Consider the following 13,476-nt stretch of genomic DNA (forward strand, 5'->3'; position numbering starts at 1 on the left):
GGAGCTGACCGGTACTAATAAGCCGATAATTTGATAACACTCAGTTTGAATAAGCTGCTATGCGTCCACTATGTGGTTCTCGATGTACGGTCGAGAACAAACACACTCCACCAGGAGTGTTCTATAACTAAAAATATAGATTCGATTCACCATCACCAGGTGTTTCGGCGGCTATAGCAAGAGGGAAACGCCCGGTCACATTCCGAACCCGGAAGCTAAGACTCTTTGCGCCGATGGTACTGCAGGGGGGACCCTGTGGGAGAGTAGGACACCGCCGGACTTAACTTGAAAACAACAGAAAAGCCACCCCACCGGGGTGGCTTTTCTGCGTTTAACCCCCNGAAAACAACAGAAAAGCCACCCCACCGGGGTGGCTTTTCTGCGTTTAACCCCCACCCCCGCATCCGCGAACCGTGAGAAAAGCACCGAAAAACGCGGGATTTCGGTGCTTAAGTCACAGTTCGCGGGAGGGCGTGGAAGCGGCACGGGACGTTGGCGGGACTCCGGTACCGTGGGGACTCACCTAGACACGCGGGAGAGAGACATGACCGTTGCCAAGTGGCCCGTCGCGGAACTGCACGTGCACATCGAAGGCACGCTCGAAACCGAGCTGCTCGTGGCGCTGGCCCGTCGCAATGACGTGGCCCTGCCCAGCTACGACCCCGACGTGCTGCGTGAGCTGTACAGATTCACCGACCTGCAGTCGTTCCTCGACATCTACTACGCCAATCTCGCGGTGCTGCGCACCGAAGCAGACTTCTACGATCTCGGGATGGCGTACCTCACCCGTGCGTCCGCAGCCGGAGTGCGCCGGGCCGAGATCTTCTTCGACCCCCAGACGCACCTGGCCAACGGCATCCAGCTGGACGTCGTGTTCGGCGGCCTCACCCGCTCCCTCGTCGATGCCCGCGAGACCCTCGGTATCTCCGCAGACCTCATCCTGTGCTTCCTCCGCCACCTCGGCGGTCAGGCGGCGTTGGAGACTCTCGAAGCCGCCATCCCGTTCCTTGACCAGTTCATCGGCGTGGGCCTTGATTCCGCCGAGGTCGGTTTTCCGCCGTCGCTCTTCACCGAGGCCTTCGCCAAGGCCGAGGCGCTCGGACTGCACAGGGTGGCGCATGCCGGCGAAGAGGGCGGCCCCGACTATGTGTACGAGGCCCTGGACCTGCTGGGGGTCGAAAGGGTCGACCACGGCATCCGCGCCGTCGAAGACCCCCGCCTTGTGGAGCTCCTGCGCGAGCGGCAGATCCCGCTCACGGTGTGCCCGCTCTCGAATGTGTGCCTGCGGGCCACCCCGACGCTCGGCGCGCATCCGCTGCCCGCCATGCTCGCCGCCGGCCTGTTGGTCACCATCAGCAGCGACGACCCGGCCTACTTCGGCGGCTACGTCGACGACAACCTCGATGCCCTCCAGAATGAGTTCGGCCTGGACCACGCTCAGATGGCCACGCTGGCGCGCAACTCCTTCCGGGCAGCGTTCCTGCCCGAAGCTGAGAAACGCCGACACATCGAGGCCGTTCAGGAGCACCTTGAGGGGTTGCTGCGACTAACCTCGGGAGCATGAGCAAACCCCTTCCGAACGTGCAGCAGGACCTCGGTGCGGAGGTCGTGGCCCTTGTCACCAAATGGCTGGCTGACAGCGCGACCATCCCCGCCGACGTGTCGGCCGAACGGCTCGCGGGGGTGCTGAAAGACCCCAACGGGCTCGACTTCACCGTGGGTTTCGTGGACGGCGTGATGCGTCCGGAAGACGTGATGGTCGCCGGCTACAACCTGCAACGGGTGGCCAAGCTCGCCCCGGCCTTCCTGCCGCCGGTACTCCGCGGCGCCATCGGCGTCGGCGGCGTGATGGGGCCGGTGCTGCCCTGGGTGGTGATCCCGGCAGCCCGCAAGGTGCTGCGCCAGATGGTCGGCCACCTGGTGGTGGATGCGACGGCCGACAAGCTCGGTCCCACCATCGAGGCCCTCAAGGAATCGGGCAACCGGCTCAACATCAACCTGCTCGGCGAAGCCGTGCTCGGCGAGAAGGAGGCGCTGCGCCGCCTCGCCGGCACCCGCGAACTGCTGGTACGGGACGACGTGGACTACGTCTCGATCAAGGTCTCCTCGATCGCCAGCCAGCTCTCGATGTGGGCCTTCGACGAGGCCGTCGACCGGGTCGTCGAACGCCTGACCCCGCTCTACGAGCTTGCCGCGGCCTCACCCACCCCGAAGTTCATCAACCTCGACATGGAGGAGTACCGCGACCTCGACCTGACCATCGCGGTCTTCGAGCGCATCCTCGACCAGCCCCGCCTGCAGAACCTCGAAGCCGGCATCGTGCTGCAGGCCTACCTGCCCGACGCCCTCGGCGCGCTGCAGGGCCTCACCCAGTGGGCGCACGCCCGTCGGGCCGGCGGCGGCGCAGCCATCAAGGTGCGGCTGGTCAAGGGTGCCAACCTCGCCATGGAGCACGTCGACGCGAGAGTGCACGACTGGCCGCTGGCGACCTACGCCAGCAAGCAGGACACCGATACCAACTACAAGCGCGTGCTCAACTGGGCGCTCACCCCGCAGAACACCGACGCCGTTCGCATCGGCGTCGCCGGGCACAACCTCTTCGACGTGGCCTACGCCCACCTGCTGGCCCAGCAGCGCGGTGTGGACGACCGCATCGAGTTCGAGATGTTGTTGGGCATGGCCACGAGCCAGGCCGAGGCCGTGAAGAAGGATGTCGGCCGGCTGCTGCTTTACACGCCGGTGGTGAATCCGGCGGAATTCGACGTGGCGATCAGCTACCTCATCCGCCGCCTCGAGGAGAACGCCAGCGAGGAGAACTTCATGTCAGCGGTGTTCGAACTCTCGGACACCCCGGCCCTCTTCGAACGGGAGAAACAGCGTTTCCTCGATTCCCTCGCCGCACTCGAGGTCGCGCCGGGAGCGCCGGGCGGGACTGTCCTCGTGCCGTCGCCGAACCGCGACCAGGACCGTTCGGTGGTCGTGCCGCTCGAACCCCTGCCCGACGCCGACGCCCCGCCGCTGACAACTCCGCCGGCCGATGCCGACGACCCCAATCTCACCGCCATGGTGCTCGGACTCACCCGCGGCTCGGTCTCCCGGAGCCGGTCGGTCCTCGGCGGCTTCCACAACGAACCCGACACCGACCCGTCCCTCCCGGCGAACCGGGCCTGGGGCCGCGCCATCCTGGCCAGGGTCGAGACGTCGATGCTCGGCAAGGAAAGTATCAAGCAGGCCCGCATCGACGACGCCGACAGGCTCGACGAGGTCATCGCCACCGTCACCGCGGCCGGCGAAGCCTGGGCGCAGAAGCCCGGGGCCGAGCGGGCCCAGGTGCTGCACCGCGCCGGCCTCGCCCTGGCCGCCAACCGCGACCGCCTGATCGAGGTGATGGCCTCCGAAACCGGCAAGACCATCGCCGAGGGCGACCCCGAGGTCAGCGAGGCCATCGACTTCGCGCACTACTACGCCGAACGCGCCCGCGAGCTCGACGCCGTGCAGGGCGCCATCTTCGTGCCGTCCAAGCTCACCGTCATCACGCCGCCATGGAACTTCCCGGTGGCCATCCCGGCCGGTGGTGTGCTCGCCGCCCTCGCCGCGGGCTCCGGCGTGATCATCAAGCCGGCCACCCTCGCCCAGCGCACCGGTGCCGTGATGGTCGAGGCGCTCTGGGAGGCCGGAGTGCCCAGGGACCTCCTCGCCCTCGTCGACCTGCCCGACCGGGCGCTCGGCAGCCGGCTGCTTGCCCACCCCGCTGTGGACAGGGTGATCCTCACCGGCGCCTACGAGACCGCCAAACTGTTCCGCGGCCTGCGGGAGGACCTCCCGCTGCTGGCCGAGACCAGCGGCAAGAACGCCATCATCGTCACCCCGTCCGCCGACCTCGACCTGGCCGCCGCCGACGTGATCAAGAGCGCCTTCGGCCATGCCGGCCAGAAGTGCTCAGCCGCCAGCCTGGTGATCCTGGTCGGCTCCGTCGCCAGGTCCGCCCGGTTCATCGGGCAACTGGTGGATGCCGCCACCTCGCTCCGCGTGGGGCGTCCCGCCGACCCGGACAGCCAGATGGGCCCGATCATCGAGCCCGCGGACGGCAAGCTGCTGCACGCGCTCACCGAACTCGGCGCCGGCGAGAGCTGGTTGGTCGAGCCGAAGCTGCTCGACGACGAACTCGAAACCGGGGTCGGCCAACTGTGGTCGCCCGGCATCCGCAGTGGCGTCACGCCCGGCTCGTACTTCCACCTCACCGAGTTCTTCGGCCCGGTCCTGGGTGTCATGCACGCCCGCAACCTCGAGGAAGCCATCCGCTACCAGAACGCGGTCGACTATGGGCTCACGTCCGGGCTGCACTCGCTCGACGCCGACGAGATCGCCCAGTGGGTCGACACTGTCCAGGCCGGCAACCTCTACGTGAACCGCGGCATCACCGGAGCGATCGTGCAGCGGCAGCCTTTCGGCGGGTGGAAGCGCTCGGCGGTCGGTCCCGGTTGCAAGGCCGGCGGTCCCAACTACCTGTTCGGGCTGGGCGGCTGGGTCACCGATCCCGGACGCAACAGCTCGACCCTGCACCTGCGCGGCCTTGAGCAGCGCATCACCGATCTCATCGAGGCCTCCCAGCCGTCGCTGCCCTACGAGGACTTCGATGTGCTGCGCCGGTCGGCGCTGAGCGATGCCCTCGCCTGGCGCGAAGAGTTCGACGTGGTCGCCGACGTCTCCGCGCTCGGTCTGGAACGCAACCTGTTCAGGTACCGCGCGCTGCCCGTCACCGTGCGGTTGGGCGAGGACGGCAGCCTGGCCCTGCTGCTGCGTGTGATCGCGGCGGGCCTGGTATCCAAGTCCAGGTTCATCGTCTCCAGCGCGCTACCGGTGCCGCCGAAGGTGCGCGCGGTACTCGCACCACGCGACATCCCGGTGATCATCGAGAGCGACGAGGAATGGCTGACCAGGGCCGCGGACGGCGGCATCAGCACGAGCCGGGTGCGGCTGATCGGCGGCGACCCGCAGACCGGTGCAGCCGCCGCGGCCACCGCCTTCGCCCACGCCCTTCGCGGCAGCCCGGATATCGCCGTCTACGCCCATCCGGTCACCCAGTCCGGACGGGTGGAGCTGCTGCCGTTCCTGCGGGAACAGGCCATCTCGATCACCGCGCACAGGTTCGGGAATCCGAGCACCCTCACGGACGAGGTGATCTAGCGGCATACTGGCTCTGGTCGGAGGCGAGGTGATCCAATGGCGACACCGAAGCTCCTCCGGCTGCGCCGGGAGGCCTGGGGATTCGTCGTCGGGTCGGCCCTCTTCATCCTGGGGGCCGTTCCGGGGTATCTGGGTGCCGTCGGTGCCGTGGTCGACAACCTCACCTTCTTCATCGGATCGCTGTTCTTCACTCTCGCCGCCTTCATCCAACTCAACCTCAGCGGCCGGCGACCACCGCGCAGCACCACCAACCGACCGGACAGGTTCGACTGGTGGGCCGCGGCCATCCAGTTCGCCGGCACCCTGTTCTTCAACCTGAGCACCGCCACGGCGCTCTCCGCCAGTCTCGGCGGCACCGAGCGCACCGGGTGGCGCCCGGATGCCTACGGCTCGGTCTGCTTCCTGCTCTCCAGTCTGCTCGCCGTCGTGGCTACCACCGGGCGCGATGCGCTCTGGGACCCGAAGGCCCGAACCTGGCGGGGCGCCTGGCTGAACCTCCTGGGTTCGGTGGCATTCGGCGTCGCGGCGGTCGGCGCCTACCCGATCGCGGGGTCTGGGCAGCAACTACTGGCGAGCTGGGCTACTGTCGGCACTATCGCGGGTGGTGTCTGCTTCCTGGTGGCCGCCACGCTGACCAGACCCGGTGCCCCACGCCTCACCTGAGGCTCCCGAACCCGGGCGGGCCGCCGGGTGACGGTGGGACCGTCGGGAAGGCTGATAATGGAAGGTAGCCGTTTCGGCCTCCGACCGAATTCGAAGGCCGCGAGGGCATCAGCTGACGCACGGTGGACACCCAGACTCCTGGGAGAAAATCGAAGGACTAGATTTGTCGCTACTCACAACTCGACAGGGGACCCCGTTGGACGGAAACGCAACAACGATGCACCGCAATGTCGCGTTGTTGTCGGTCGCCACGACCATCGCACCCCGAATCACGACCTCTGAGGAGATCGACGTTCGCCTGCAGCCGGCGCTGAAGCGCCTTCGCCTGCCCAAGGGGCTCCTGCAGCGTGTCGCCGGAGTGCACGAACGGCGTAACTGGGCCGAAGGCCAGGCTTTCGACGACGCCGCCGTGTCCGCGGGCAAGCGCGCCCTGGCCCAGGCCGGCATCGACCCCAGTGAGGTGGGGCTGATGATCAACACCTCGGTCACCCGCAAGCACCTGGAGCCGTCGGTGGCCGTACGCATCCACCACGGTCTGGGCCTGCCGTCGTCGGCCACGAACTTCGACATCGCCAACGCCTGCCTGGGCTTCGTGAACGGGATGACCCTCGCGGCCCAGCTGATCGACTCCGGCCAGATCAAGTACGCGGTGATCATCGACGGTGAAGACGCCGACGAGATCCAGACCAACACCATCGAGCGCCTCAGCCGTCCCGACATCGGCCGCAAGGACTTCATGTCCGAGTTCGCCAGCCTCACCCTGGGCTCCGGCGCCGCTGCCGCCGTGCTCGGCCGTGCCGACGCCCACCCGGAGGGTCACCGGATCCTCGGCGGCGTGACACGGGCGGCCACCCAGTTCAACGACCTCTGCGTCGGCAGTGTCGACGGCATGTTCACCGACGCCAAGGCGCTGCTCAAGGGCGGCATGGAACTTGTCGTGTCGGCCTGGACCGAAGCCAAGCGCGACTGGAGCTGGTCGAACATGGACCGCTACATCCTGCACCAGGTGTCGGATGTGCACACCAACGCCATCGTCAAGGCCACCGGCCTCGACCGCACCCGGGTGCCCCTGACCTACCCCGGCTACGGCAATGTCGGGCCCGCATCGATCCCGATCACGCTCTCCGAGGAAGCCGACCGACTCGTCCCCGGCAACCGGGTCCTGCTGATGGGCGTCGGCTCCGGCCTCAACACGGCCATGATGGAGATCCAGTGGTGAGGTACCGGCTGCCGCGTCCCGCGACGGCCCTGGCTCCGGCGAGCGTTCCGCCGAGCGGTCTGCCGGGTCTCGACCCGGACTGGTCCCGGATCGTCGACGTGGTTCAGAGCGCTCTGGACGACGGTGCGCCGGGGGCCAGTCACGCCTGGCACCTGCTCGACAACGGCGAAGAGCTGGCCGCGCTCGGCGCCGAACCGGTGGGCACGATTCTGTGCGTGCACGGCAATCCCACCTGGTCCTACCTCTGGCGGGACCTCGTGGCCCAGGCCAGCGCCGCCGCGGCGGCCGGCAGCCCGGCCTGGCGCGTCATCGCTGTCGACCAGCTGGACATGGGCTTCTCGGAGCGCACCGGCGTCGCACGCCCGCTGTCCCGCCGGGTGCAGGACCTCGACGACCTCACCCGCACGCTCGGCCTGTCCGGCCCCGTGGTCACCTTCGGCCACGACTGGGGCGGCGTGGTGTCCCTGGGCTGGGCCGTGGACCATCCCGAGCTCCTTGCCGGTGTGCTGCTGCTCAACACGGCCATCCACCAGAGCGAGACCGAACCCATCCCGGCACCGTTGCGCCTCGCGCTTGCCCGCGGTGTGCTCAGCACCGGCACCGTGATCACCACGGCGTTCCTGGAGACCACCCTCGCGCTGGGCCACCCGGCGCTGCCGGCCGAGGTCAAGAACGCCTACCGGGCGCCGTACCGCACGCCCGCCCGCCGCGGCGGCATCGGCGGCTTCGTCGCCGACATCCCCGTGGATGCGGGCCACGAGAGCCACGCGGAGCTCGATCGCATCGCCGAATCGCTGCGCGCGCTCACGGTTCCCGCCCTGATGCTGTGGGGTCCGCGCGACCCGATCTTCAGCGACCGCTACCTCGACGACCTCAGCGAGCGGATGCCGCACGCCGCCGTGCACCGTTTCGAGGGCTCCGGACATCTCATCGCCGAGGACGTGGACTACGCCGGAGCTGCGCTGGGCTGGCTCTCGGAGAGCCTGGTCGAGCCGGCCCCGTTGGCCGAGCCTGGCCCGTTGGTCGAGAGCACGACCCAACCCCTCTGGCACTACCTCGATGAGCTGCGGGACAGCGACGAGACCGCCCTCATCGACATGGCTCCAGCCGGCGGCGACGGCCCCCGCGTCGTCAGCTGGCGGCTGCTCTCCCGGCGGGTCCGCGAAATCGCGGCCGGCCTGCACCAGATCGGCGTGCGCCGGGGCGACCGGGTCTCGCTTCTCGTACCGCCCAGCGCCGACCTCACCGCCGTGCTCTACGCCTGCATCCGCCTCGGCGCGATCGTCGTGGTGGCCGACGCCGGCCTCGGCCTCACCGGCCTCACCCGCGCCGTGCGCGGTGCCCGCCCCGACCACGTCATCGGCGCGCTGCCCGGCCTGATGGCCGCCCGCGCACTCGGCTGGCCCGGCCAGAAGATCTCCGTCAACCGGCTTCCCGCCGTCAGCCGCCGGGCCCTCGGCGTCTCCTACGCCCTCGCCGACCTGATCTCGTTGGGCCGCGACGAGGAGCTTCCCGAGCCGCCCGAGCCCGGCGACGTCGCCGCAGTGCTCTTCACCTCAGGCTCCACCGGACCCGCCAAGGGCGTCGTCTACACGCACGGCCAGCTGTCCGCCGTCAGCCGAGCGCTGCACGCCCAGTACGGTGTCGGCCGCGGCACCGGCCTCGTCGCCGGCTTCGCCCCGTTCGCGCTGCTCGGCCCGGCCCTCGGCGCCCGGTCGGTCACCCCGGACATGGACGTCACCGCCCCGAAGACGCTCACCGCCACAGCGGTCGCCGCCGCCGTGGCCGCGATCGAGGCCACCGTCGTGTTCCTGTCCCCGGCCGCGCTGGCCAACGTGGTGGCCACCCAGAGTGAACTGTCCCCGGCCGACCGCGCCGCCCTGGCCCGGGTGACGAGCTTCCTCTCGGCCGGCGCCCCCGTCTCCGAATCGTTGCTCGCCTCGGCTGCCGCCCTGATGCCCGGCGCCAGCGCTCACACGCCGTACGGAATGACCGAGGGCCTGCTGATGACCGACATCACCCTCGACGGCATCCGCGAAGCCGCCCGTGACGACGTGGCGCGCGGCCCCGGCGGCGTGTGCGTGGGCAGCCCCACCGCGACCACCCGGGTGCGGATCAGCGCCCTCGACGAGACCGGCGCGGCCGTCGGCGAGCTCTCCGAGGAGCCGCAGGTCACCGGGGAGATCGTGGTCTCCGCCCCGCACGTCAAGGACCACTACGACAGGCTCTGGCTCACCGACCAGGCCGCCACCCGCGCGGTCACCCCGGGCGAGCGCTGGCACCGCACTGGCGATGTCGGCCACCTCGATGCCGCCGGCCGACTGTGGGTGGAGGGGCGCCTGCCGCACGTGATCACCACGGCAGAAGGCGTGATCACCCCCGTCGGAGCTGAGCTGGCCGTGTCCGACCTGGCCGGCGTCGACCGTGCCGCGGCGGTGGGTGTCGGGCCCGCCGGCAGCCAGCAGGTTGTCATTGTCGTCGAGACCGTTCCACCGGCCAGCCGCGTCGGCCTGGCCGACTCCGCCCTGGCCGCTGCGGTGCGAGCCGTCGCCGGACATCCGATCGCGGCCGTGCTCGTGGTGCCGCACCTGCCCACCGACATCCGGCACAATTCCAAGATCGACCGCACCCGCCTGGCCCGCTGGGCGAACGGCATCCTCACCGGGGCGAGGCTCACCCAGCCATGAGGGTGCTCGTCACCGGTGCCAGCGGCTTCCTCGGCCGCGCCGTGGCGGCCGCGATCGTCGCCGCCGGCCATGAGGTGCGCTGCTTCCAACGCCGCCCCAGCGGCGTGACGGGCGCCACGGATGCCCTGGGTTCGATCACCGAACCGGCCGACGTCGCCGCCGCGGTTGCCGGGGTCGACGCCATCGTGCACCTCGCCGCCAAGGTCTCCCTGGCCGGGCCTCCCGCCGAATTCGAGACCGTGAACGTGGGCGGCACCCGCACCCTGATCGACGCCGCCCGCGCGGCCGGTGTGCAGCGCCTGGTCTTCGTGTCGTCGCCGTCGGTGGCGCACTCAGGCGCATCCATTACCGGTACGGACGCGCTGCCGGCCGACCCCGACCGTGCCCGCGGCGACTACGCCCGCACCAAGGCGGCCGCGGAACTTCTGGCGCTCGCCGCGGACTCCCCGGAGTTTCGGGTCGTCGCGGTGCGGCCGCACCTGGTCTGGGGTCCCGGCGACACCCAGCTCATCGCGCGTATCGTCGAACGCGCACGGGCCGGCCGGCTGCCGCTGCTCGGCCACGGCGCCGCCCTCATCGACTCCACCTATATCGACAATGCCGCCAGTGCCATCGCGGCCGCGCTCGAACGGGTGGTTGCCGTGCACGGCAACGTCTACGTGATCACCAATGGCGAACCCCGCCCGGTCGCCGACCTGCTCGGTGGGATCTGCCGGGCGGCCGGTGTCCCCGCGCCGGCCTGGAGCGTACCGGCCGCGGTCGCCCGCGCCGCCGGCTCCGTCATCGAGACGGCCTGGCGGGTGTTCCCCGGCGAGGACGAACCGCCGATGACCCGGTTCCTGGCCGAGCAGCTCTCCACCGCGCACTGGTTCGACCAGCGCCGCACCCGCGCCGACCTGCACTGGACCCCGGCGGTCTCCCTCGACGAGGGTCTGGCCCGCCTCGCCGAGCACTATCGCACCGTCTGAGCACTGGACCAACGGCGCCTGACCCGCACTTGGCGCCTCACCCGCACAGCGGCGCCTGACCCGCGTAGCGGCGTGTAGCCCGCATAGCTCGCCGGGCGGGGTAGGCGCCGTTATGCGGGTGGCGCGCCACGCGCTTACCGGCGCCTGACCCGCATATCGCCCTCAACGCCTCGGATGCCCCCGGCGTGCCCCTCCGAGTGCGCTGGAGGGTTACTGGGCTGCAACTCGCGGTGAATGTGCGGAAGCGTGCTTGTCGACATTCGACCGACGGCGGCATACTCACCTCATGGACTTTCGCACCGTCATCGAGCAATCCAGCGCCACGGCTACCGGGATTCCGGTGCCTGACGAGGTGGTCGCCGGCCTGGGCCCCGGCAAGCGGCACGCCATCACCGTCACCCTCAACGGGCACAGCTACCGCAGCTCGGTCGCTCCGTATCGCGGAAAGTACATGATCGCCCTGAGCGCCGAGAACCGCACGAAGGCCGGCGTGGTCGGCGGTGATGAGGTGGAGGTGACGATCGAGCTGGACGATCAGCCGCGCACCGTCGATGAGCCCGAGGTGCTCCGTGTCGCGCTCGCCGCCGATCCGGCGGCTCGCACCGCCTTCGACGCGCTCTCCTACAGCAACCAGCGCCGTCACGTGCTCGCCATCGAGGGGGCGAAGACCGACGCTACCCGCCAGCGCCGGCTCGAGGCCGTGCTGGCGGAGCTGCACGGCGCCTGAGCTCAGCCATCCGGGCCATCCGGGCCTCCCGGGGAGGTCAGCCCGGCAGCCCGAGCGCTGCGCGCACGATCGCCAGCGCCTCGTCCGGGCTCACCCCGAGCGATTTCGCCCGGTCGGCGTACGCCACCGCGGCCAGCTGCGCCTGCCGGTGCGTCGCGTCGCCGGTGGCGGCGACGAACGAACCGAGCCGCCCACGGGTCTCGATCACCTCATCCTGCTCGAGGGCGCGATAGCTGCGCGCCACGGTGTTCGGCGCGAGGCCCAGGTCCTCGGCGAGCCGGCGCACGGTGGGCAGCTTGTCGCCGGGCGTGAGCGCGCCGGTGCGCACGGCCTCGATCACCTGCATCCGGATCTGTTCGAACGGGGGTGTGGTCGAGTTCGGATCGACCTGGAGTCTCATTACGGCCCCCAGGTTGAGGCGGCGACGACCTGGCGGTCCGGGTCCCGCAGCTGGGCTACCACGGCGGGCCACAGCCTCACCAGGTAGTGCGGGGTGCGGGTCGTGAACTCCGACCAGAGGGAAAAGCCGGCTAGCGCGAGTGAGATCACGGCGAGCGTCAGGGTGGCCGCGAGGGAGATCACCCGCCCGGTGGCTGACTCGGTCGACACCGCCGAGCTCACGGTCAGCAGGGCCGCGGCCAGGCCGGCAAAGGCACCGATTGCCGGTGTCAGGGCGAAGACGCGCAGAGTCCGGCTCCGCAAGGCATCCGACCAGGCCAACTCGGTGTCGTCTCTGGCCGGTTGCCCGTGCTGCAGGATGCGCCCGGTCAGCATGCGGCCGACGAGAAAGGAGACAAACGCGACGGCCCAGAGCAGGCCGCTCGGGAACCACAGTCCAGCGCGGACCGGGTCGTCGAAGGTCCCGTTCGGATTCACCGAGACCAGCACGTTCAGGCCGACCAGCGCGGCGGCGCTGAGTGTCAGTGAGACGGGAGCGCCCCAGCGATCCAGTCCCGACAGGTAGTCGGCGCGGCCGGGGGTCGGCGCGCGAGCCACGCGAGGCTGGTCACCGAGGGGAGCCAGCGCGGAACGGCTCTCCGCGACGGCGTTTCCGATCGCAGCACCGAGGCCGGTGAGCACAACCAGGAGGAGCACAGCCGCGATGTTGTCGCCCGCCGACGGCACCAATAACAGGAACACCGTGCCGGCAACGAGGGCAACGATCGTGCCCACCAGTGTGGCCCGGGTCTGTGTGCGCAGGCGAGCGATCAGGATGGGCTCGACCTCGGGGGTGACGGCCAGTCCGGCCCGGCGGGCGGCGTCTCGCAGGGCGCCCGGGCGCACGACGGCGCCGGGCCGAAGCTGCCATGCGAAAGCGGTCAGCAGCACTCCAGCCACAACAAGCAGGGTGATCTTGTACGGGTCCACGGCCATCCTCGATTGTTTGATGTTTGTACCAAGCTAGCAAGGCCTGATCCGAACCGTCAAGGACCCGGCGGGCTACTCCGCGCCGCGGTGGATCAGCCGGGTGAGCACGATCGCGCTGCGGGTGTGGTCGACGTTCGGCGCCAGCCGCACCTTCTCCAGGGCTGCCTCGAGTCCCGGGATGTCGCGGGCCCGGATGTGCACGATGGCGTCGGCGCTGCCGGTCACGGTGCCGGCGTCGACGACCTCCGGCACTCCGGAGAGGATGCGCAACAGTTCGTCGGGCGCCACGGTGCCCCGGCAGAACAGCTCCACGTAGGCCTCGGTGCTCATTCCGTCGATCGACGGGTCGACCTGGATGGTGAAGCCGCGGATGACCTTGTCGGCGACAAGCCGGTCAACGCGTCGTTTCACTGCCGAGGCCGACAGGCCGACGACGGAACCGATGTCGCCGTAGCCCGCCCGGGCATTCTGGCGGAGGAGGTCGAGGATGCCGCGATCGAGGTTGTCCATTCGATCAGTGTACGCGGAGAAGTTGCGTCATCACTGTTCAAAACGCATATTACATGCGCGAATTCGCACGAAACGTTGATTCATGCTGTGTGAGACTAGAACCGGCGTCCCTGTGTGATCGGCTTCATTGATCGTACCGGGCTCACG

The 13,476-nt window shown here is 69.6% G+C and carries 10 protein-coding genes and 1 rRNA gene; 8 read left to right on the plus strand and 3 right to left on the minus strand.

Annotation, left to right across the window (positions count from 1 at the left end):
* Positions 1–163 precede the first annotated feature (163 nt).
* The 8 genes from rrf to E3T61_RS16115 all read left to right on the plus strand — a co-directional run bounded on the left by rrf (position 164) and on the right by E3T61_RS16115 (position 11,451).
* Positions 164–280, plus strand: a 5S ribosomal RNA gene (gene rrf / locus E3T61_RS16080).
* Positions 281–544: 264 nt separating this feature from the next.
* Positions 545–1,564 carry an adenosine deaminase gene (locus E3T61_RS16085; protein WP_134641874.1) on the plus strand — a complete coding sequence of 340 codons (1,020 nt, stop codon included), beginning with the start codon at positions 545–547 and terminating at the stop codon, positions 1,562–1,564.
* Entirely contained in the window at positions 1,561–5,187 is a 3,627-nt protein-coding gene (locus tag E3T61_RS16090; RefSeq protein ID WP_134641875.1) for a proline dehydrogenase family protein, read from the plus strand. The genes E3T61_RS16085 and E3T61_RS16090 overlap by 4 nt, the downstream gene beginning before the upstream one ends.
* A 36-nt stretch (positions 5,188–5,223) precedes the next feature.
* Positions 5,224–5,850, plus strand: coding sequence for a hypothetical protein (locus E3T61_RS16095; RefSeq protein WP_134641876.1), 627 nt, complete (start codon positions 5,224–5,226; stop codon positions 5,848–5,850).
* Positions 5,851–6,067: 217 nt separating this feature from the next.
* The gene (locus E3T61_RS16100) at positions 6,068–7,069 is read left to right on the plus strand and encodes a 3-oxoacyl-ACP synthase III (protein ID WP_134641877.1); all 1,002 of its coding nucleotides are present in this window, start codon (positions 6,068–6,070) and stop codon (positions 7,067–7,069) included.
* Positions 7,066–9,756, plus strand: coding sequence for an alpha/beta fold hydrolase (locus E3T61_RS16105; protein WP_134641899.1), 2,691 nt, complete (start codon positions 7,066–7,068; stop codon positions 9,754–9,756). Before E3T61_RS16100 ends, E3T61_RS16105 begins: the two co-directional genes overlap by 4 nt.
* A complete protein-coding gene (locus E3T61_RS16110) occupies positions 9,753–10,724 on the plus strand; it encodes an NAD-dependent epimerase/dehydratase family protein (protein WP_134641878.1) in 972 nt (323 codons plus the stop codon). The genes E3T61_RS16105 and E3T61_RS16110 overlap by 4 nt, the downstream gene beginning before the upstream one ends.
* A gap of 286 nt (positions 10,725–11,010) precedes the next feature.
* Positions 11,011–11,451 (plus strand): YdeI/OmpD-associated family protein, encoded by a 441-nt coding sequence (locus E3T61_RS16115; RefSeq protein ID WP_134641879.1) that lies wholly within the window; start codon positions 11,011–11,013, stop codon positions 11,449–11,451.
* Between the two features lie 37 nt (positions 11,452–11,488).
* Here E3T61_RS16115 and E3T61_RS16120 read toward each other — a convergent pair whose 3' ends face one another.
* The 3 genes from E3T61_RS16120 to E3T61_RS16135 form a co-directional block, all read right to left on the minus strand.
* Positions 11,489–11,851, minus strand: a complete 363-nt coding sequence (locus E3T61_RS16120; RefSeq protein WP_134641880.1) for a GntR family transcriptional regulator — start codon at positions 11,849–11,851, stop codon at positions 11,489–11,491.
* The gene (locus E3T61_RS21945) at positions 11,851–12,825 is read right to left on the minus strand and encodes a hypothetical protein (protein WP_166793276.1); all 975 of its coding nucleotides are present in this window, start codon (positions 12,823–12,825) and stop codon (positions 11,851–11,853) included. The genes E3T61_RS16120 and E3T61_RS21945 overlap by 1 nt, the downstream gene beginning before the upstream one ends.
* Positions 12,826–12,891: 66 nt before the next feature.
* Entirely contained in the window at positions 12,892–13,329 is a 438-nt protein-coding gene (locus E3T61_RS16135; protein ID WP_134641883.1) for an Lrp/AsnC family transcriptional regulator, read from the minus strand.
* Between the last annotated feature and the right edge of the window lie 147 nt (positions 13,330–13,476).

Source organism: Cryobacterium lactosi, assembly GCF_004403945.1.
GTDB classification, from domain to species: Bacteria; Actinomycetota; Actinomycetes; order Actinomycetales; family Microbacteriaceae; genus Cryobacterium; species Cryobacterium lactosi.

Excerpts from the sequence above, each read along its gene's own strand:
- E3T61_RS16085 (WP_134641874.1), top strand. The coding sequence starts at position 545 with ATGACCGTTGCCAAGTGGCCCGTCGCGGAACTGCACGTGCACATCGAA.
- E3T61_RS16090 (WP_134641875.1), top strand. The coding sequence starts at position 1,561 with ATGAGCAAACCCCTTCCGAACGTGCAGCAGGACCTCGGTGCGGAGGTC.
- E3T61_RS16095 (WP_134641876.1), top strand. The coding sequence starts at position 5,224 with ATGGCGACACCGAAGCTCCTCCGGCTGCGCCGGGAGGCCTGGGGATTC.
- E3T61_RS16100 (WP_134641877.1), top strand. The coding sequence starts at position 6,068 with ATGCACCGCAATGTCGCGTTGTTGTCGGTCGCCACGACCATCGCACCC.
- E3T61_RS16110 (WP_134641878.1), top strand. The coding sequence starts at position 9,753 with ATGAGGGTGCTCGTCACCGGTGCCAGCGGCTTCCTCGGCCGCGCCGTG.
- E3T61_RS16115 (WP_134641879.1), top strand. The coding sequence starts at position 11,011 with ATGGACTTTCGCACCGTCATCGAGCAATCCAGCGCCACGGCTACCGGG.
- E3T61_RS16120 (WP_134641880.1), bottom strand. The coding sequence starts at position 11,851 with ATGAGACTCCAGGTCGATCCGAACTCGACCACACCCCCGTTCGAACAG.
- E3T61_RS21945 (WP_166793276.1), bottom strand. The coding sequence starts at position 12,825 with ATGGCCGTGGACCCGTACAAGATCACCCTGCTTGTTGTGGCTGGAGTG.
- E3T61_RS16135 (WP_134641883.1), bottom strand. The coding sequence starts at position 13,329 with ATGGACAACCTCGATCGCGGCATCCTCGACCTCCTCCGCCAGAATGCC.